The sequence below is a fragment of the Alistipes sp. genome, assembly GCF_020026455.1.
Taxonomy (GTDB): domain Bacteria; phylum Bacteroidota; class Bacteroidia; order Bacteroidales; family Rikenellaceae; genus Alistipes.
This window is the reverse complement of the sequence record NZ_JAHHQJ010000011.1, coordinates 77,181-98,157: the sequence shown is the minus strand read 5'-3', so window position 1 is coordinate 98,157 and position 20,977 is coordinate 77,181. Positions and strand designations below refer to the sequence as shown.

The 20,977-nt window shown below is 60.2% G+C and carries 15 protein-coding genes; 6 read left to right on the top strand and 9 right to left on the bottom strand.

All coding sequences use genetic code 11. The annotated features are described in order from the left end of the window. Positions 1–93: 93 nt before the first annotated feature. The 6 genes from QZ460_RS07650 to QZ460_RS07625 form a co-directional block, all read right to left on the bottom strand. The gene (locus QZ460_RS07650; protein WP_290540986.1) at positions 94–474 is read right to left on the bottom strand and encodes a TraR/DksA C4-type zinc finger protein; all 381 of its coding nucleotides are present in this window, start codon (positions 472–474) and stop codon (positions 94–96) included. 83 nt (positions 475–557) lie between these two features. Next, positions 558–3,953, bottom strand: a complete 3,396-nt coding sequence (gene ileS, locus QZ460_RS07645) for an isoleucine--tRNA ligase (protein ID WP_290540985.1) — start codon at positions 3,951–3,953, stop codon at positions 558–560. A 262-nt stretch (positions 3,954–4,215) separates the two neighbouring features. After that, positions 4,216–4,782 (bottom strand): sugar O-acetyltransferase, encoded by a 567-nt coding sequence (locus tag QZ460_RS07640; protein WP_290540984.1) that lies wholly within the window; start codon positions 4,780–4,782, stop codon positions 4,216–4,218. Between the two features lies 1 nt (position 4,783). Beyond that, positions 4,784–6,613, bottom strand: a complete 1,830-nt coding sequence (locus QZ460_RS07635; protein WP_290540983.1) for an ABC transporter ATP-binding protein — start codon at positions 6,611–6,613, stop codon at positions 4,784–4,786. A gap of 133 nt (positions 6,614–6,746) precedes the next feature. Continuing rightward, positions 6,747–7,211: a ribonuclease HI gene (gene rnhA / locus QZ460_RS07630; protein WP_290540982.1), complete on the bottom strand. Its 465-nt coding sequence runs from the start codon at positions 7,209–7,211 to the stop codon at positions 6,747–6,749. A 151-nt stretch (positions 7,212–7,362) separates the two neighbouring features. Continuing rightward, positions 7,363–9,990, bottom strand: a complete 2,628-nt coding sequence (locus QZ460_RS07625) for a valine--tRNA ligase (RefSeq protein ID WP_290540981.1) — start codon at positions 9,988–9,990, stop codon at positions 7,363–7,365. A gap of 116 nt (positions 9,991–10,106) precedes the next feature. Here QZ460_RS07625 and lon point away from each other — a divergent pair, with 116 nt between their 5' ends. From lon to QZ460_RS07605, 4 genes are all read left to right on the top strand, one after another. Then, entirely contained in the window at positions 10,107–12,536 is a 2,430-nt protein-coding gene (gene lon / locus QZ460_RS07620) for an endopeptidase La (RefSeq protein ID WP_290540980.1), read from the top strand. Between the two features lie 260 nt (positions 12,537–12,796). Next, the gene (gene kdsB, locus QZ460_RS07615) at positions 12,797–13,552 is read left to right on the top strand and encodes a 3-deoxy-manno-octulosonate cytidylyltransferase (protein WP_290540979.1); all 756 of its coding nucleotides are present in this window, start codon (positions 12,797–12,799) and stop codon (positions 13,550–13,552) included. 339 nt (positions 13,553–13,891) lie between these two features. Then, a complete protein-coding gene (kdsA, locus tag QZ460_RS07610) occupies positions 13,892–14,644 on the top strand; it encodes a 3-deoxy-8-phosphooctulonate synthase (protein WP_290540978.1) in 753 nt (250 codons plus the stop codon). 26 nt (positions 14,645–14,670) lie between these two features. Beyond that, a complete protein-coding gene (locus QZ460_RS07605; protein WP_290540977.1) occupies positions 14,671–15,636 on the top strand; it encodes a KpsF/GutQ family sugar-phosphate isomerase in 966 nt (321 codons plus the stop codon). Between the two features lie 301 nt (positions 15,637–15,937). Here QZ460_RS07605 and QZ460_RS07600 read toward each other — a convergent pair whose 3' ends face one another. Genes QZ460_RS07600 through trpS form a run of 3 tightly spaced genes read right to left on the bottom strand, consistent with a single transcriptional unit; the run spans position 15,938 to position 19,195 of the window. Next, positions 15,938–16,285 (bottom strand): PAS domain-containing protein, encoded by a 348-nt coding sequence (locus QZ460_RS07600; RefSeq protein ID WP_290540976.1) that lies wholly within the window; start codon positions 16,283–16,285, stop codon positions 15,938–15,940. Continuing rightward, positions 16,282–18,063, bottom strand: a complete 1,782-nt coding sequence (locus QZ460_RS07595) for a chloride channel protein (protein WP_290540975.1) — start codon at positions 18,061–18,063, stop codon at positions 16,282–16,284. Before QZ460_RS07595 ends, QZ460_RS07600 begins: the two co-directional genes overlap by 4 nt. Before the next feature lie 7 nt (positions 18,064–18,070). Further along, a complete protein-coding gene (gene trpS, locus QZ460_RS07590) occupies positions 18,071–19,195 on the bottom strand; it encodes a tryptophan--tRNA ligase (protein ID WP_290540974.1) in 1,125 nt (374 codons plus the stop codon). Between the two features lie 116 nt (positions 19,196–19,311). Between trpS and QZ460_RS07585 the strand changes: the two genes are divergently transcribed. Further along, positions 19,312–20,211 carry a hydrogen peroxide-inducible genes activator gene (locus tag QZ460_RS07585; protein WP_290540973.1) on the top strand — a complete coding sequence of 300 codons (900 nt, stop codon included), beginning with the start codon at positions 19,312–19,314 and terminating at the stop codon, positions 20,209–20,211. Between the two features lie 411 nt (positions 20,212–20,622). Next, on the top strand, positions 20,623–20,973 hold the full coding sequence (rsfS, locus tag QZ460_RS07580; protein WP_290540972.1) for a ribosome silencing factor: 351 nt from the start codon (positions 20,623–20,625) through the stop codon (positions 20,971–20,973). Positions 20,974–20,977: the final 4 nt, after the last annotated feature.

Here is a 20,977-nt window from a genome sequence, read left to right as displayed (position 1 = left end):
TGTCCCCCCCCCCCCTGAAAGAGAAAAAAGACGACCCGAAGGTCGTCTTTTTTCAGTTGCCGTCCGGCGTGTGGAAATCGCTTCCTCCGCTTCCTATTTGCGTTTCTCTTTGGCCTCGATGCACTCCGTGGCATGGGGCACTTTCATCAGCCGCTCCTTGGGGATGAGCTTTCCGGTCGTTTTGCAGATGCCGTACGTCTTGTTCTCGATGCGGACGAGTGCCATCTCGAGATTGCGGATGAATTTCATCTGATGGGCAGCCAAACGACCGCTTTCCTCCTTGGAAAGGGTTGCGGCGCCCTCCTCCAGCACCTTGAACGTCGGCGAAGTGTCTTCCGTATCGTTGTCGGCGGTATGGGTGATCGTGGCGCGCAGCAGCTCGTAGTCCGCCCGTGCGTTCTCAAGCTTTTTCAGGATAAGCTGCCGGAACTCTTCGAGTTCGGCATCGCTGTATCTGGTTCTTTCGTCTGCCATAATAGTCTCCTCTCTTTTAAGGTTTATTGTAAAATTAAGCAATATTTCCGATATTACCAAATTTTACCGGAATATATACGGGGCTATATCCGCGTCACGGCGATGCGCAGCGGTTCGTCATCCACGTCGGTTTCGACGACCGTTTCGCCAGCCGGTTCCGCCGCCGGACGAACCTCCACGGCGAGGGTCTGCGAAGCGATGTAGTCGGCGAATTTGGCGATTCCGTCGGCCACCAGGGGCTTCTGCTCGATCTCTACGCGGATCTTGTCCGTGACTTCGAAGCTGGAGTCCTTGCGGATATTCTGGATGCGGTTTATCAACTCGCGTGCCACGCCTTCGGCTTTCAGCTCCTCGGTGACGGTGATGTCGAGCGCCACGGTGAGTTTTCCTTCCGAGGCGACGAGCCACCCGGGCATGTCTTCCGAAGTGATTTCAAAGTCGGCGGGCGTCACGGTGATCTGCTCCGTTCCGAGGTTGAGCACCGTTTCCGGCGCGGCTTCCACCTCGGCGATGCGTTCCTGCGAGAACTCCGCGACGAGGGCGGCGATCTGCTTCATCCACTTGCCGTAACGCGGCCCGAGGGTCTTGAAGTTGGGCTTGATGCGTTTGGTGATCAGTCCCGTGGTTTTTTCGATCAGCTCGATCTGCTTCACGTTCACCTCGTTCATGATGAGGTTCTTCACGGCCGCAATGTGCTCCGCCGTTGCGGGGTCGAGCACCGGGATCAGTATCTTGGTCAGCGGCTGGCGCACCTTGATCGATACCTTGCGGCGCAGGGCCAGCACCATCGACGAGACTTTCTGTGCCAGCGACATCATCTCTTCGAGACGGGCGTCGATCAGCTGTTCGTCGGCTTTCGGGAATGCGGCCAGATGCACCGACTCTTCCGTGTGGCGGCCGCTCACGCTGTTGAGATCCGTGAATATGCGCTCGGAGATGAAGGGTGCGAACGGAGCTGCAAGCATCGTGACGGTTTCGAGACAGGTGTAGAGCGTCTGATAGGCCGCCAGCTTGTCCTCCGACATGCCTCCGCCCCAGAAGCGTTTGCGGTTGAGACGCACGTACCAGTTCGAGAGGTTTTCGCCCACGAACTCCTGAATGGCGCGGGCCGCCGGGGTCGGATCGTAGGCTTCGAGCGACTCGGTGACGTTCTTCACCAGCGTATTCAGCAGCGAGATGATCCAACGGTCGATTTCGGGCCGTTTCTCCATCGGAACCTCCTCCTCACGCCCCGTGAAGCCGTCCACATTGGCATAGAGGGCGAAGAACGAGTAGGTGTTGTAGAGTGTTCCGAAGAACTTGCGGCGCACTTCGTCGATGCCGTCCCTGTCGAACTTGAGGTTGTCCCACGGCTGCGAGTTGGAGATCATGTACCAGCGTGTGGCGTCGGCTCCGTAGGTGTCGAGCACCTCGAACGGATCGACGGCATTGCCCAGACGTTTCGACATCTTGTTGCCGTTCTTGTCCAGCACCAGACCGTTCGAAATGATATTCTTGAAAGCCACCGAGTCGAACAGCATCGAGGCGATGGCGTGCAGCGTGAAGAACCAGCCGCGCGTCTGGTCGACGCCTTCGGCGATGAAATCCGCGGGGAAGACCTCGCCGAAGTTCTCCTTGTTCTCAAACGGATAGTGCACCTGGGCATAGGGCATGGCGCCCGAGTCGAACCATACGTCGATCAGGTCTGATTCGCGTTTCATCGGCTCGCCTTTCGACGAGACGAGCACGATCGAATCGACATAGGGACGGTGCAGGTCGATGTTCCCGGTCGCGTAGTTCTCCTGCGACATGTCGCCGACCTTGAAATTCCGGTACGGGTTCTCCTGCATGACGCCCGCCGCTATCGAACGCTCGATTTCGGTCATCAGCTCTTCGATCGACCCGATGCACTTCACCTCGGAGTAGTCCTCCGTGGCCCATACGGGCAGCGGGGTTCCCCAGAAGCGCGAACGCGAGAGGTTCCAGTCCACCAGTCCTTCGAGCCACTTGCCGAAGCGGCCCATTCCGGTCGATTCGGGTTTCCAGCGGATCGTTTTGTTCAGTTCGATCATCTTGTCGCGCAGCGCCGTGGTGCGGATGAACCACGAGTCGAGCGGGTAGTAGAGCACGGGTTTGTCCGTGCGCCAGCAGTGGGGATACGAGTGGGTGTGCTTCTCGATCTTGAAGGCCTTGTTTTCGGCTTTCAGCATCACGGCGATGTCGATGTCCAGTGTCGGGTCGGTCTCGCTCAGGCGCTCGTCGTAGGCGTTCTTCACATAGCGGCCCGCATACTCCCCGTATTTCACGGTGTCGACATGCGTCTTCACGAACTCCGGGTCGAGTTCCTCGATCAGGAAGAATTTGCCCTGACGGTCGACCATCGGCTGGTTCTTGCCCGCGCGGTCGACCATGAAGAGCGGCGGGATGCCGGCGGCCTTGGCCACACGGTCGTCATCGGCACCGAACGTCGGGGCGATGTGCACGATGCCCGTACCGTCCGAGGTGGTCACGTAGTCGCCGACGATCACGCGGAAGGCGTCGCCTTCGGGCTTCACCCACGGGATCAGCTGTTCGTAGTGGATTCCCTCGAGCTCGGGGCCTTTCCAGCTTCCCTCCATGATCTCGTATGTGCCTTCCTGCTTTTTGGTGAAGTAGGAACCCAGAAGTTCTTTGGCCAGGATGACCGTCTGGCGCTGGTCGGTATAGGGGTTGCGGCACTTGACCTTCACGTATTCGATGGCGGGGCCTACGGCCAGTGCGGTGTTCGAGGGCAGCGTCCACGGCGTGGTGGTCCATGCTAGGAAATAGAGCTCGCCTTCGACCCCGGCGAAGAGCTTTTCGCTCTTTGCGTCGCGGATCACACGGAACTGCGACGTACAGGTCGTGTCCTTCACATCGCGGTAGCAGCCGGGCTGGTTGAGTTCGTGGGTCGAGAGTCCCGTTCCGGCGGCGGGCGAGTAGGGCTGGATGGTGTAGCCCTTGTAGAGCAGCCCCTTGTCGAAGAGCTGCTTCAGAAGCCACCACAGCGTCTCGATGTATTTGTTGTCGTAGGTGATGTAGGGGTTGTCCATGTTGACCCAGTAGCCCATCTTGCGGGTGAGGTTCTCCCAGGCGCCCGTGAACTCCATCACCGCCTCGCGGCATGTGCGGTTGTACTCCTCGATGGAGATCTTCTTGCCGATGTCCTCCTTGGTGATGCCGAGTTTCTTCTCGACGCCCAGCTCCACGGGCAGTCCGTGCGTGTCCCATCCGGCCTTGCGGTGCACGAGATAGCCCTGCTGCGTCTTGTAGCGGCAGATGATGTCTTTGATCGTGCGGGCCATGACGTGGTGGATGCCGGGCATGCCGTTTGCCGAGGGGGGGCCCTCGTAGAATACGAACGTGGGATGGCCCTCGCGGGTCGTGATGCTTTTGTGGAACGTGTCGCGCGCGTCCCATTCGCCGAGCACTTCGGCGGCTGTGCCTGCCAGGTCGAGGCCTTTATACTCCTTGAACTTCATATCGGTAGAAATTTCTTCGCTAATTTTCTGACAATTGGCAAAGATATAAAAAAGATTTGAAAAACGGCCCTGCAGCCTTCGATTTGTGGATCTCCGCTCCGGGAATCAGGGTTCAGCACCCGCCCCTCCTTTGCCGGATTTTGTCCGGGCCCTCTTTTGTGGCGGCGGTGTGCCGGATTTTGTCCCGATGTCTTTTGCGGCGGCGGTGTTTGTGGCGGCGGTGTGCTGGATTTTGCCCGGATGTTTTTTTGTGGCGGTGGTGTTATTCGGTTTCGCCCGGCCGGGGCAGCGTGCGGATCACGCGAGCCGGGTTTCCCACGGCCACCGAGTTGGCCGGGATGTCGCGCGGCACGACGGCTCCGGCGCCGATGACCGAACGCGCGCCGATGGTGACGCCCGGGCAGACGATGACCCCTCCGCCCAGCCAGCAGTCGTCGCCGATGCTGATCGGATGGCCGGCTTCGAGTCCCGTGCGGCGCTGTGCCGCGTCGAACGGATGCAGGGCGGTGAGCAGCTGTACGTTGGGGCCTATGAGCGTGTGGCGGCCGATGCGGATCGGCGCCAGGTCGAGGAACACGCAGGAGAAATTGACGAACGAGCCTTCGCCGATCGAAATGTTGCACCCGTAATCGCAGTGGAACGGGCCTCGGATGAATCCTTCGCATGCGGGACACAACTCGCGCAGGGCGGCTCGATAGGCCTCGTCGTGGCCGCAGAGTTCGACGTTGAGCCGATGCATCAGACGTGTGGCCCTGTCGCGGATGGCGGTGAGTTCTGCATCCCGGGGGTCGAACCACCTGCCGGCGAGCATCTTTTCCCGTTCGGTCATTTTAGTCGAAGGATTGCATTTCGATCAGCTTGGCGTAGATGCCGTTGCGCTCCATCAGGGCGTTGTGCGTGCCCTGTTCGGCGATGCGGCCGTGGTCGACGACGACGATCAGGTCGGCGTTGCGGATGGTCGACAGACGGTGGGCGATGACCACCGACGTGCGGCCCTGGAGCAGGTTGTTGAGGGCATCCTGCACGAGTTTTTCGCTCTCGGTATCGAGAGCCGATGTGGCCTCGTCGAGGATCAGGATGTCGGGGTTCTTGAGTACCGCGCGGGCGATCGAGAGCCGCTGGCGCTGGCCGCCGGAGAGTTTCACGCCCCGGTCGCCGATGTTGGTTTCGTAGCCCTCGGTGCATTCGCGGATGAAGCAGTCGGCGTTGGCGACCTTCGCCGCCTCGACCACCTCTTCGTGCGTGGCGCCGCGCTTGCCCATGCCGATGTTGTTTTCGATGGTGTCGTTGAACAGCACGGTGTCCTGTGCCACGACACTCATATGGGCGCGCACGCTCTCCTGCGTGTAGTCGCGCAGCGGGATGCCGTCGATGAGGATTTCGCCTGCCGAGGGGTCGTAGAAGCGGGGCAGCAGCTCGCTCAGCGTCGACTTGCCGCCTCCCGAGGGACCTACCAGAGCCACGGTCTGCCCGCGGCGGATCTCGAACGAGATGCCGTTGATCACTTCGCGCTCCCCGTCGTAGGAGAAGTGCACGTCGCGGAATTCGATTTTCTCTTTCAGTCCCGTGAGTTCCCGGGCGTCGGGTTTGTCCTGTATCTCGGGCTTGGTGTCGATGATCGAGAAGATGCGCTCTCCGGCGGCGATTCCCTGGTTGATGTTGGCAAACTGGTCGATGAAGGTGCGCACGGGGCGCGTGATCTGCGAGAAGATGGCGATGAAGGCGATGAATCCGCCGGGGTCGAGCACGCCCCGGGTCACGAGCGAACCGCCGAAGACGAGGATCACGCCCACGGCCGCGATGCCGAGGAATTCGCTCATGGGCGATGCCAGCTGCTGGCGGCGGGCCATCGAGAGGGTCAGACGCGCCAGATCGGCGCTGATGGCGTAGTATTTCTGCTTGATGTATTCCGTGGCGTTGTAGCTCTTGATGACCTTGATGCCCGAGAGCGACTCGTCGAGCGTCGAGACCATTTCTCCCATGCGCTGCTGGTTGGTGCGGGCCGGGTGGCGGAGTTTCTTCACGATGCTTCCGATCAGCAGGGCGACCATCGGGAGGAACAGCACCGAGAAGATGGCCAGCTCCCACGAAATGGCCACCATCATCACGATGTAGCCGATGATGAGGAACGGCTCGCGGAACGACACCTGGAGGGTGTTGGTGATGCAGAACTGCACCACGCCCACGTCGGAGGTGATTTTCGAAATGATGTCACCCTTGCGCTGGTCGGAGAAATAGCCCACGTTCATGTCCATCACGCGGGCGAACATCTCGTTGCGCATGCGTTGCAGGGTCCGCGTGCGCATGTTCTCCATGGTCCATGCGCCGAGGTATCGGAACAGGTTGCTCAGCAGGCTGATGCAGATGGCCACCACGGCCAGCAGCATCAGTACGTTCTGGCGGTCGTACTGTTCGAAGATGTGCGAGTAGGTGAAGTTGAAAAGTGTTGCGAGGTAATCCTGGTTGAACTCCAGGGGAGGCAGCTTTTCGACATATTCGAAGGCGTAGCTGGCGTCGAACATGGTGTTCAGGATCGGGATGATCAACATGAACGTCAGCGAGTTGAACAACGCATAGAAAAGCGAGTAGAGGAAGTAGGGGATCGCGTATTTCTTGATAGGCCGGGCAAAACCCAACAGCCTCATGTATGTCTTGAACATTCGGGGCGTATGTTTTTGGTTACGCAATTAGCGGTGTAAAGATAAAAAGAATAAGCCGAAAAGCGAAAAAAGTAGGATATTTCAGAGGATTCTGGCGAACTTTCCGCCGAAAAAAGGCTCCGGGGCTCCGTTTTTACCGCTCCGAGGGATCGTATCCCGTGTCTTCGAGCCAGCGGGCCTTGTCGTTGGCGGCCGCCACTGCCAGCCGGTCGCAGCGGTTGTTCTCGACGGTTTCGGCGTGGCCCTTGACCCAGACGAAGCGGACGTTGTGGCGGTTGTACACGCGCAGGAAGCGCATCCAGAGATCGGGGTTTTTCTTGCCCGCAAATCCCTTGCGGACCCAGCCGAAGACCCAGCCTTTGGTGACGGCGTCGACGACGTATTTCGAATCGGAGTAGACGACCACGTCCGAGCCCTCGAACTTGAGTGTTTCGAGCGCCACGCACACGGCCATCAGTTCCATGCGGTTGTTGGTCGTCAGGCGGAATCCCTGCGACAGTTCCTTGCGGTGGTGCCCCGAGAGGAGTACTGCGCCGTAGCCGCCCGGACCGGGGTTTCCGAGGGCCGAGCCGTCGGTGTAAATCGTGATTGCCGGCAAGAGTTGATCGGTTGAAAGGTGAGTGTGAAATTGTGAAAAACGACTTGTCGTCCCGGAGTCCGTGTTGTGCGGGATGACGGAAAAGCGGAAAGAGGACGGTTTTGTCGGATGTCCCGCAAATGACCCTCCTCTTTCCGCATTCGGTTGCAGCCTATTGCAGTGCCGCCAGTTGTTCGCGGAGCGCCGTGATCTTGGCTTCGGCGTCGGCCTGCTTGGCGCGCTCGTTGGCCACCACCTTCTCGGGAGCCGATGTGACGAACCGCTCGTTCGAGAGCTTCTTCATCACCGAAGCGAGGAATCCCTCGTAGTAGGCCAGCTCGTCGGCGAGCTTTTTGCGCTCGGCCTCGGTGTCGATCTTCCCGGCCATCGGCACGAAGTACTGCGTCGTCTTGACGATGAAGGCCGCGGCCGCCGGGTCCTTCTCCGTGACGGTCTCGATATCCGCCAGGTTGGCCATTTTCTGCACGACGGGGGCGAATTCCGCGGGGTAGTTTCCGTCGGCGATGACCCGGAGCGTCAGCGTCTCTTTCTGCGGCAGTCCCTTCTGGTTGCGTATGTTGCGTACCGAGGTGATGATCTCCTTCGCCAGATCGAAGCGCGCCAGCATCGCGGCATCTTCGGCTGCGGGCTCGGGCATCTGCGCCACGCAGATCGACGCATTCTCGGCGCGAGGCGCGAGGTCCTGCCAGATCTCCTCCGTGACGAAGGGCATGAAGGGATGCAGCACGCGCATTAGGGCGTCGAACCAGCCTTTCGTCGCCTCCATCGTCGGGGCGTCGATGGGCTGTCCGTAGGCGGGCTTCACCATCTCGAGGTAGAGACCGCTGAAATCGTCCCAGAAGAGGCGGTAAGCCTCCTTGAAGGCCTCCGAGATGCGGTATGACTTGAAATCCTCGGCGATCTGGCGCAGCGAGCGGCCCAGAGCCTGCTCGAACCACGCCACGGCCAGACGGTTGTTCTCGCTTTGCGCCGCCGCGGTGTCCTCCGCCCAGCCGTTGACGAGGCGGTAGGCGTTCCAGATTTTGTTGCCGAAGTTGCGGCCCTGCTCGCACAGCGCCTCGTCGAACATCACGTCGTTTCCGGCCGACGAGGAGATCAGCATGGCCATGCGCACGCCGTCGGCGCCGAATTTTTCGATCAGATCCAGCGGATCGGGCGAGTTGCCCAGCTGCTTGGACATCTTGCGGCCGATCTTGTCGCGCACGATACCCGTGAAATAGACGTTTCCGAAGGGTTTTTCGTTGCGGTATTCGTAGCCGGCCATGATCATGCGGGCCACCCAGAAGAAGATGATGTCGGGGCCGGTCACCAGGTCGTTGGTGGGGTAGTAGTAGCTGATCTCGCGGTTGTCCGGGAACCGGATGCCGTCGAATACCGAGATGGGCCACAGCCACGACGAGAACCACGTGTCGAGCACATCCTCGTCCTGCCGCAGGTCGGCGAGCTGCAGCGAGGCGTCACCGCTCTTCAGGCGGGCCTTTTCGAGCGCCTGCTCGGGCGTGGGTGCAACCACGAACCCGCCTTTGGGCAGATACCAGGCCGGAATGCGCTGGCCCCACCACAGCTGGCGCGAGATGCACCAGTCCTTGATGTTCTCCATCCAGTGGCGGTAGGTGTTCTTGTATTTCTCGGGCACGAACCGGATCACATCCTCCATTACGGCCTTCGTTGCCGGCTCGGCCAGCTCCTGCATCGAGAGGAACCACTGCATCGAGAGTTTCGGCTCGATGGCCACGCCCGTGCGCTCCGAATAGCCCACGTTGTTGGTGTAGTCCTCGGTCTTCTCCAGCAGTCCTGCCGCTGCGAGGTCCTTCTCGATCTGACGGCGCACGTCGAAACGGTCCTGACCCACGTACATGCCCACTTTGTCGTTGATCGTGCCGTTGTCGTTGAAGATGTCGATGCTCTCCAGGCCGTATTTCTCGCCCAGCATGTAGTCGTTCACGTCGTGTGCCGGGGTTACCTTCAGGGCGCCCGTTCCGAATTCGATGTCCACATACTCGTCGCGGATCACCGGGATCGAACGGCCCACCAGCGGCACGACGACGCGGGCGTCGGCCGGCAGCGACCTGTAGCGCTCGTCATTGGGGTTGACGCACAGCGCCGTGTCGCCCAGAATGGTCTCGGGACGGGTCGTGGCGACGATGATCGCCCGGTCGGTTCCCTCGATCATGTAGCGCAGGTAGTAGAGTTTGCCGTGCGACTCCTTGAAGACCACCTCCTCGTCCGAGAGGGCCGTCTGCGCCGCGGGGTCCCAGTTGACCATCCTGACGCCGCGGTAGATCTTGCCTTTCTCGTAGAGGTCGCAGAAGACGCTCAGGACGCTCTCCGTGCGGGCCTCGTCCATCGTGAAGCAGGTGCGGTCCCAGTCGCACGAGGCGCCGAGCTTGCGCAGCTGGCGGAGGATCACGCCGCCGTATTTTTCCTTCCATTCCCAGGCGTGGCGGAGGAACTCCTCACGCGAGAGCGACGACTTTTCGATGCCTTTTTCGCGCAGCATCGCCACGACCTTGGCCTCCGTGGCGATCGAGGCGTGGTCCATGCCCGGCACCCAGCAGGCGTTCTTCCCGGACATCCGTGCGCGGCGCACCAGCACGTCCTGCAGTGTGTTGTTGAGCATGTGGCCCATGTGGAGCATGCCCGTCACGTTGGGGGGTGGAATGACGATCGTATAGGGTTCGCGTTCGTCGGGTTCCGAGTGGAAAATCCCCCGGTCGATCCAGTAATCGTACCATTTTGATTCGATTTGCTGCGGTGCGTATTTGTCTGCGATTTGCATGGCGCGTTGAATTTTACGTTATTTTCAGGGATGCAAAGTTATTAACATTCTGTCAAAGATAAAATAAAATTTCTAAAAAATCGTTATCTTTGCACCATTATATATTTGTATATCCTATGAGCAAAAAAGATAAGATCGAAACCATCGAAGTCGACGACGTGAATCTCGTCCCCGAACTGCTCGACGGCAATCACCGTGTGATTCCCATCGTGACCGGCAGTGACGAGCCCATGGAGGAGGTCGATGTGCCTGAAATCATCCCCATCCTCACGCTGCGCTCGTCGGTACTTTTCCCGGGGGCTATCACGCCCATCACGGTGGGCCGCGACAAGAGCATCAGCCTCGTGCGCGCCGTGGATGCCGAGGGTGGCATTCTGGGTGCCGTGCTGCAGCGCGAAAGCGACGTCGAGGATCCCGCGCCGGACGACATGTACAAGGTCGGCACGGCTGCGCGGATCATCAAGATCCTCGAAATGCCCAACGGCAACCTCACGGTGATCCTGAACGGACTGGAGAAGATCGAGATCACGGAGTACATCTCCACCAAGCCCTATTTCAAGGCCCGGGTGACGGCCCTGCGCGATTCGACCCCTGATGTGAAGAGCATCGAGTTCGAGGCACTCGTGGACTCGATCCGCGATGTGGCGCTGAACATCATCAACGTCTCGCCGACGATGCCCAAGGAGGCGGCTTTCGCCATCAAGAACATCGACTCGAAGCGCGGCATCATCAACTTCATCTGCTCCAACATGGAGCTGACGGACGAAGACCGCCAGTCGCTGCTGGAGGCCCCCGGCCTGCTGGCCCGCGCCCGCAAGCTGCTCGAAATTCTGATCCGCGAGCAGCAGCTGGCCGAACTGAAGAGCCAGATCCAGGAGCGCGTCAAGCAGGAGATCGACAAGCAGCAGCGCGACTACTACCTCCAGCAGCAGATGCGCACGATCCAGGACGAGCTGGGCGACGGTGCCGATGCCGACATCGAGAAGATGCGCGAGGAGGCCAAGAAGAAAAACTGGCCTGCGGAGGTGGGCGAAACCTTCGAGAAGGAGTTGCAGAAGGTCGAGCGGCTGAATCCCGCCGTGGCCGAGTATTCGGTGCAGATGACCTACCTGCAGCTGCTGCTGGAACTGCCGTGGAACGACGTGACGAAGGACAACCTCGACCTCAAGTGTGCCCGCGAGCAGCTCGATCGCGACCATTTCGGGCTGGACGAGGTGAAGGAGCGTTTGCTCGAGCACCTGGCCGTCATCAAGCTCAAGGGCGACCTCAAATCGCCGATCCTCTGCCTCTACGGCCCTCCGGGAGTGGGCAAGACCTCGCTGGGCAAGTCGGTAGCCGCGGCCCTGGGCCGCAAGTTCGGCCGTATTTCGCTGGGCGGCCTGCACGACGAGTCGGAGATCCGCGGACACCGCCGCACCTACATCGGCGCCATGCCGGGTCGGATCATCCAGACCATCAAACGCTGCGGTTCTTCCAATCCGGTCATCATCCTCGACGAGGTGGACAAGGTAACCGTTTCGAACCACGGCGACCCGTCGAGCGCCCTGCTGGAGGTGCTCGATCCGGAGCAGAACACCACCTTCCACGACAACTACCTTGATATGGAGTACGACCTGTCGAAGGTGCTGTTCATCGCCACGGCCAACAACGTGGGCAATATCGCCCCGGCGCTGCGCGACCGCATGGAGATGATCAACATCGCCGGGTACCTTCTGGAGGATAAGGTGCGCATTGCACTGGACCACCTGCTGCCCAAGCAGCGCGAGGCCCACGGCATCAAGGAGCCGGAACTGACGATGATCCCGGAGGTTGTCGAGCACCTCATCGCCAGCTATACGCGTGAGGCCGGCGTGCGTTCGCTGGATAAAAATCTGGCGAAGATTGCCCGTGCCCGTGCCAAACAGATCGCTTTCGACGAAGCTTTCGCGCCCGAGATTTCGATCAGGGACGTCGAGAAAATCCTCGGCATGCCCAAGTTCCTCAAGGAGGAGTACGAAGTGGGTGGCATGACGGGCGTCGTGACGGGCCTTGCGTGGACCGAGGTCGGCGGCGACATCCTCTACATCGAGTCGGTGCTGACGCCCGGCAAGGGCAAGGTGAGCCTCACCGGTAATCTGGGCGAGGTGATGAAGGAGTCGGCGACGATCGCCCACGAATGGACGATGGCCCACTACCGGGAACTGGGCATCGACCCCAAGCTCTTCGAGACGAACGACATCAACATCCACGTCCCCGAGGGTGCGATTCCGAAGGACGGTCCTTCGGCCGGCATCACGATGGTCTCCTCGATCGTGTCGAGCTATACGGGCCGCAAGGTGAAGGAGCGGATCGCCATGACGGGTGAGACGACTCTCCGTGGACGGGTGATGCCCGTGGGCGGGGTGAAGGAGAAGATCCTGGCGGCCAAGCGCGCCGGCATCACGGAGCTGATCCTCTCGGAGGAGAACCGCAAGGACATTGCCGAGATCAAACCCGAATATATCGCAGGCCTCACGTTCCACTACGTGAGGAGCAACGAGGAGGTGCTGCAGCTGGCTCTGGAGTAGTCCGGGCTCTTTGGGCCGGCGGCGTATCCGGCGATGTTTTCGGTTTCGTTTTCGGCGGAGTACGCCCCGATCGCCCCAATCGCCCCGATTGACCGGATCGGCGGATCGGCCCGATTGCCCGGATTGGCTGGATCGACCGGATCGGCCGAATTGGCCGAATTGACCGGATTGCCCTGATCGACCGGAAGTTTTCGTATGAACTCGCGGCGGCGAAGCTGACGAAGAGCCGGCGGAAGCCTCTTGCGGAACAGGAATAACCCATGAAATTCATTGCAATCATCCCCGCGCGTTATGCTTCGACGCGCTTTCCCGGAAAGCCGCTGGCGCGACTGGGCGGCAAGCCCGTCATCGAGCGGGTCTACGAACAGGTCGCCGGTGTGCTGGACGAGGCTGTGGTGGCCACCGACGACAAGCGCATCCGCGATGCGGTGCTGGCCTTCGGGGGGCGGGTCGAAATGACCTCCCCGGACCACCGGAGCGGCACGGACCGCTGCCGGGAAGCCTACGAACACCTCGGCGCGGAGTACGACGTGGTGATCAACGTGCAGGGCGACGAACCTTTTATCCGTCCCTCGCAGCTGGAGGCCGTGAAACGCTGTTTCGACGATCCGTCGACCGACATTGCCACGCTCGTGAAACCGTTTACCGAGGCCGACGGACTGGAGGCCCTCGAAAATCCCAACTCTCCCAAGGTGGTCCTCGACGCACAGTCGCGGGCCATCTATTTTTCCCGTTCGGTGATCCCCTACCTGCGGGGCGTTCCGCGCGAGGAGTGGCTTGCGCGCCACACCTTCTACAAGCATATCGGTCTCTATGCCTTTCGTGCCGACGTGCTGCGGGCGGTGACGGCGCTGCCGCAGTCGCCGCTCGAGCTGGCCGAATCGCTGGAGCAGCTGCGCTGGCTGGAGAACGGCTACCGGATCGGGGTCGGTATTTCGGAGGTTGCGACCATCGGCATCGATACGCCGGAGGATCTCGAAAAAGCGGAAGCCTTTTTGAAAGAATTGAAAAATTGATTATCTTGTATCGTCATTTCGCCCGTATGCGGTCGGTTTCATCCCCCGGGGCCTTTGAAGAACGGCCTTCCGACGATGGCCGGTTCGAGTTTGGCCCAATTGTGTAACTGGTTGGAAAAAGCCTTCCGGAGACGGCCGGTCCGAGGGTGAGCCCGATTCCGGGGCTGTGCTTCTGAAGCAGGACTTTCGGCGGAGCGTACCGGAGTTGCCAAGGCGGCTTCGGGCTGCGGCAGGGCCGGGGATTCAAGGCGGCTTTGAGTTGCGGCAGGACCGGGGTGCCAAGGCGGTTGCGGCCGAGCCGGGCGGTAGCGGAATGGCGTGAAAATTAGAATGTTGTTTATGGACTTGAAATTCATCGCGGGGCCGTGCGTCATCGAATCGGCCGAACTGCTGGACGCCGTGGGCGAAAGGCTCGCGGCCATCAATCGCAGCCTCGGCACGCAAATCATCTTCAAGGCCTCGTTCGACAAGGCCAACCGCACCTCCATATCGTCGTTCCGCGGTCCGGGACTCGAAAAGGGTTTGCAGATGCTTGCGGACGTGCGGGCGAAGTGGGGGCTGCGGCTGCTCACCGACATCCACGAATCGTGGCAGGCCGCACCCGTCGGCGAGGTTGTCGACGTGATCCAAATCCCGGCATTCCTCTGCCGCCAGACCGATCTAGTGGTCGCCGCGGCCAAAACGGGCAAGACGGTGAACATCAAGAAAGCCCAGTTCCTTTCGGGCGCGGACATGTGCTATCCCTACGAGAAGGCCCGCGAGGCGGGAGCCGGTGACATCTGGCTCACCGAACGCGGCAACTCGTTCGGCTACAACAACCTGGTTGTCGATTTCCGCAATATCCCCGACATGCTCAAAATCGCCCCTACGGTCGTGATGGACTGCACCCACTCGGTGCAGCGTCCCGGCGCGGCGGGCGGCAAGACGGGCGGCAACCGCGAATTCGTGCCCGCCATGGCACACGCGGCCAAGGCGTTCGGGGCCAACGGTTTTTTCTTCGAGGTGCACCCCGATCCCGACAAGGGGTTGAGCGATGCGGCCAACATGCTGCGTCTGGACGATCTGGAGCCTCTTGTGAAAAGCCTGCTGTAAAGTTACGCATCTAATTCTCGTTAAGCATGACAGATACGACCAAGACGCAGATTCTGGAGGTTGCCCGCAAGGCAATCCACACCGAAATGCTGTCGCTCAAACGCATGGAAGATACGCTTGGCGACGAGTTCGCCACGGCCGTGGAGATGATCCTCGCCAGCCGCGGCAAGTGTATCGTTACGGGCATGGGCAAGTCGGGCCTCGTGGGACGCAAGATCGCCGCGACGCTCGCTTCGACCGGCACCCCGAGTTTTTTCCTGCACCCCGGCGAGGCCTTCCACGGCGACCTGGGCATGATTTCGAAGGAGGACATCGTGGTTGCGCTCTCCTATTCGGGCGAGACGGACGAAATCCTCAAGATCGTCCCCTTCATCCACTCCAACGGCAACAAACTGGTCTCGATGACCGGAAACCCCGACTCGGCTCTGGCCAAGAATTCCGACGTGCACCTCGACGTGGGGGTGAAGGAGGAGGCTTGTATTCTGCACCTCGCGCCCACTTCGTCGACCACGGCGCAGATCGCCATGGGCGATGCGCTGGCCGTGTCGCTGATGCAGATGCGGGGCTTCACGAGCGTTGATTTTGCGCGCCTGCATCCGGGCGGAAGCCTCGGACGGCGTTTGCTGATGACCGTAGGCAACGTCATGCGCGACCACGATCTGCCCGTCGTGGCGTCCGACTGTCCGGCTGCGGAGATGATCCACGCCATTTCGAAGGGCGGACTGGGGCTGATCGTCATCTGCGACGGCGAGCGGATAGAGGGCATCGTCACCGACGGCGACGTGCGCCGTGCGATGGAGCGTCTGCGCGGGGAGTTTTTCAACATCACGGCTTCCGACATCGCCACGCGCAATCCCAAAACGATCTCGCCGGATGAGAAACTGATCGAGGCGGAGAAGATGATGACCCGCAACAAGGTCACCTCGCTGCTCGTGACGGACCCGGCCGGCAAGTTGGTCGGAGTGATCCAGATTTACGACATCAAGTTGTAGCAGACCTTCCGCCCGGGCTGCAGCCGTCCGCCGGAGCTATCTCGCGGGGCCGATTCATGGAGACGGCCGGCGCTTGTAACGGAGCCCGTTTGGCATCCGCAGGGGTGCCCAGGCGCCCGGAACCTTCGGGGTCAGTCCTCTGGCACGATGTCTTGTTCGCAAGGCCCCCCCCCTCGCTCGGATATTCCTGCCTTGACCGGGCCTGATGCCCGCCGGCCATAGCTTCGGCCTTTGTCCGGATCCGGGCTGTTCCCGAAAAACAAAACAAGGGGAGATTTTCAAAAACCTCCCCTTTGTCTTGCTATCCCCTGATGTAGTGCGGCAGTTCGTCCGGCAGCTCCATCGAGATTTCCACCAGCCCGCGGATCTCGCCGCTCTCTTTCCAAGCTGTCTGGTAGATCATCTTGTGCACGCCCTGCTTTTCGATGGTGTAGGCGTTCGTGCCTCCCGATGCGAGCAGACGGCGGATCGTTTCGCGCGACCGCTCGTTGTGGCAGTCGAACAGGCTCCGGCCGATCAGGTCGCCGTGTTTGGCGAAGGTCGCACGCGCCTTTTCGTTCATGTAGCGGATTACGCCCTCGCTGTCGCACACGGTGATGGCGCAGGCGACCTCTTCGGCCCAGGGTGGAAGGATATTTCCCGTTGTCATTGCTGGATTTTTACGAGTTGTTCACGATATGCGTTCAGAATGCGCGACTTGGAGATGAATCCCAGATAGCGGCCCTGCTTGTCCACGACGGGCAGCATCCACGTGCGCTTGTCCTCGAATTTCTCCATGACGCTCAGGATGGTTTCGTGTTCGATGATCCTGTCCGGCGGCGGAATCATATAGTCCGAGATCGGGTGTCCGTATTTCTCGTGTTTGAACATGTCCTCGCGCAGGTCGTCCAGCTGCACCACGCCGATCAGCCGATCGGAGTTGTCGATCACGGGGAAGATGTTGCGGCGGGCCGTCGAAATGATGTGCACGATGTCGCCCAGCGTGATGGTCTCCTTGATGCGCAGGAAATCGGTCTCCATGAGCTCATCGAGTTTCAGGAAGACAAACACCGACTGGTCCTTGTCGTGGGTCAGCAGTTCGCCCTTCTGGCGCAGCTGCTTGGTGTAGATCGAGTCGGGATCGAGGTAGTAGTCGACGGCGAACGAGATGCAGGCGGTGATCATCAGGGGGATGAACAGCCCGTAGCCGTTTGAGAGTTCTGCGATCAGGAAGATCGAGGTCAGCGGTGCGTTCATCACCCCCGACATGACGCCCGCCATGCCGACCAGCGTGAACGAGACGATCGACACCTCCCATCCGAACAGTGTGTTGCACACCAGTGCCAGCGAGGCGCCCGTGAAGGCTCCGACGAACAGCGACGGCGCGAACGTACCGCCCACACCTCCCGCGGCGTTGGTTGTGGCCATGGTGATGACCTTGAAGAACATCGTGGCGATGACGAAGAGGATGATCACCCAGTCGATGTCGCGGAAACGGTAGAAGAGCGAGTTGTTGAACAGCTCCTGCGCATTGCCGTGCATCAGGGAGGTGAATCCCTCGTAACCTTCGCCGTAGAGCGGCGGGAAGACGAAGATCAGGATACCCAGAATCGCACCTCCCCACAGCCATTTCTTGTACTGCTTGTCGATGCTTTTGAAGAAGCCGCCGACCCGCGAGTTCATCGACGTGAAATACCACGCCATCAGCCCGCACAGCACGCCGAGCAGGATGAACAGCGGTATCTGCCACAATTCGAAGGCGTCCTTGGGGGCCAGGGTCACGGCCAGAATCGGGTCGAAGCCGCGCAGCATGAAGGCCATTGTCGTCGCGGTGACCGAGGCGATCAGCAGCGGGATGACCGATCCGGCGGTGATGTCGAGCATCAGGATTTCCAGCACGAACACCACGCCCGTGATCGGGGCCTTGAAGATCGCCGCGAGGGCGGCACCCGCACCGCAGCACAGCAGCAGCGTTGTGTGCTTGTAGTTGAGACGCGCCATCCGTCCGATGTTCGAGCCGATGGCCGCTCCCGTGAGCACGATCGGGGCCTCGGGTCCCACCGAGCCGCCGAATCCGATGGTCGTCGCACCGCCCACGATCGAGGTCCAGCAGTTGTGCCGGGCGATGTGCGAGTTGCGGCGCGACATGGCGTAGAGGACGCGTGTCACGCCTTCGGAGATGTTGTCGCGGACGATGTATTTGACGAACAGCGTCGCCAGGATGATACCCACCGCAGGGTAGATCAGGAAGAGGATGTGGGCGCTGTCCACCGGGAACCAGTGGATCAGTCCGCTCTTGATGCCGTGGAGCAGCATCTCGAACAGATAGGTTCCCAGCCCGGCTAGTACACCGACCACCACAGCCAGCACCATCATGATCTGCTGGTTGGAGAGTCTCCGGGTCAGCCGGAGAAATTCGAAGTAGAGACGGTCGGCGCGGAAGGACATCTTTTTCCTACTTGTTGTGAGCGAAATGCTCGGTTTGCCCGGCGATCAGTTCCTCGTCGTCGAAATAGTTGATTTTCATGGCTGCACGGACGTCGGCTAGGGTCTCAGCAGCCGCAGCACGGGCCTTTGCCGAACCTTCGCGCAGGATCTCGTAGACCTCGCCGATGCGCGCTTCGTAGTGGTGGCGGCGCTCGCGGATCGGATCGAGCATTTCGTTGAGAATGGCGATCAGCAGGCGTTTCACCTTCACGTCGCCCAGTCCGCCGCGGCGGTAGTGTGCCTTCAGCTCATCCAGCGAGGCGTATTCGGGCAGGTATTTGGCAAAATGCTCGGGACGGCTGAAAGCGTCGAGATAGGTGAACACCGTGTTGCCCTCGACTTTGCCCGGATCCTCCACGCGCAGGTGGTCGGGATCGGTGTACATGCCCATCACCTTCTTCTTGACTTCCTCGGCCGTGTCCGACAGGTAGATGCAGTTGTTCAGCGACTTGGACATCTTGGCCTTGCCGTCGGTTCCCGGCAGACGCATGCAGGCCGCATTTTCGGGCAGCAGGATTTCCGGTTCGACGAGCGTCTCGCCGTACACCGCGTTGAATTTGTGCACGATTTCGCGCGTCTGCTCGATCATCGGCTCCTGGTCCTCGCCCACGGGCACGGTCGTGGCCCTGAAGGCCGTGATGTCCGACGCCTGGCTGATGGGGTAGGTGAAGAATCCGACGGGGATGCCCTGACGCTGGGTCGTGTCGCCTTCGGCGGCCCCCTCGGCGAATCCGCGCAGGGCGATCTCGGCCTTCACGGTCGGGTTGCGCTGGAGACGCTGTACGGTGACGAGGTTCATGTAGTAGAAGGCCAGTTCGCACAGTTCCGCAACCTGCGACTGGATGAAGAGCGTCGATTTCGCAGGATCGAGACCCACCGAAAGGTAGTCCAGCGCCACTTCGATGATATTCTGACGCACCTTTTCCGGATTGTCGGCATTGTCGGTGAGTGCCTGTGCATCGGCGATCATGATGAATATCTTGTCGAATTGGCCCGAGTTCTGCAACTCGACGCGGCGGCGGAGCGAACCCACAAAGTGGCCCAGATGGAGCCGGCCCGTGGGACGGTCGCCGGTAAGGATGATTTTTGCCATATTTTTAAAAAAAGTACATTTTGTAGGCGAAGATACGAAAAACTCTGCGGCAATGCGAAAAAGTTGTCTGATATAGTTTTTTTTTATATCTTCGCTTTCTCAAATAGACGCCTGCTATGACAATCATCCAACTCGAATATCTGCTGGCCGTGGCCAACTGCGGGAGTTTCTCGCTTGCCGCCGAACATTGTTTTGTGACGCAACCTTCTTTGAGCATGCAGGTCAAGGCGCTCGAAGAGGAGCTTGGCGTGGTGCTTCTGGACCGTTCGAAGAAGCCCGTCATTCCGACCGAGGCGGGCGAGGTGGTGCTCGAACAGGCGCGCGAGACAATCAAGGCATACAATTATATCAAGGAGGCCGTCTCGGAGCTCAAGGGTGAAACCGCGGGTAAACTGCGGCTGGGTGTCATTCCGACCATCGCGCCCTACCTGCTGCACAAATTCATCCCGGCCTTCGTGCACGACTACCCGAAGGTCGAGCTGGAAATATCCGAGATGATCACCTCGGACATCGTCGAGGCGCTCAAGCGCGACCGGATCGATGCGGCGCTGGTGGCCAGCGGCACCTGCGGCGACGGCATCCTCGAGCAGGAACTTTTCAACGACCGCTTCTACGCCTATGTGTCGCCCGAGAATCCGCTTTATGAACGGCAGAATATCCGGATCGAAGATATCGACCTCAAGGATCTGCTGATCCTGAGCCCCGGCAACTGTATGCGCGACCAGATCATCGAACTCTGCCAGGCGCGGCGTTCGATGCCGTCGCACTATTCGTTCGAATCGGGTTCGCTGGATACGCTCATGCGCATCGTCGACTGCACGTCGTCTCTGACGATCATTCCCGAAATGGCCGTCGAGTACATTCCCGCGGACCACCTCGACCGGCTGAAAACCCTCTCGAAGGGGGCCACCTCGCGCAAGATCGCCGTCGCCGTGCGCCGTACCTATGTCAAGAACTCGATCATCCGGGCCTTGACCGAGACCATCTTGGCCAACGTCCCGGTGGCGAAGGCATAGCTTCCGCGGATAAGGTGTGTTGCGCCCGGCAGTTCTTCTGCCGGGCGCAATGCGTTGCGACGTCTCTGTCCGGAGTGTTCCGTTTTCGGAACTTGCCCGCCTTTGCTTGCCCCCCCCCTGCCGCCCGCCTCCGCCCGCCTTCCGCCTGCCTTCCGGCCATCTCCTTCCGTCCGGTGGCCATGCGGCGGCCTGTGCGGATCGGACCCGAAAGTTCCCGCATTGCGCGGAAAGGGGAGGCGGCCGGAGTCTTCCGAAAAGCGGCGTAACAACGAATCCGGCAACAAAAAGTGCGAAATATTGAATTGCTTCCGGGACAATATGCCCGCTTGTAACGCGATTTTTATCGCGTTGCTTTCAAATCTCATTCTCTTTTCATACCTTTGCAAGGTTATAGATCCCTATTGAATGCTTATGGATAAACTGATCGAAACGATCGTCAGCGCGATTGAAGATAAAAAAGGTAAGAATATTGTATCGTTGGACCTCTCGGGATTCGATGGAGCGATTTGTTCACATTTTGTGGTTTGCAACGCCGATTCCACGACGCAGGTGTGCGCCATAGCCGCCGAAATCGAGGAGCAGGTGTCCGAAAAACTGGGCGAGAAGGTGTGGCGCATCGAAGGCCAGCAGAACGGTGTGTGGGTCGCCATGGACTATGTCGATGTGGTGGTGCACATCTTCCAGACCGAGCTCCGGAGCTTCTACCGTCTTGAGGAGTTGTGGGCCGACGCACCGCAGGTGAAATATGAATACGAAGAGTAATCCG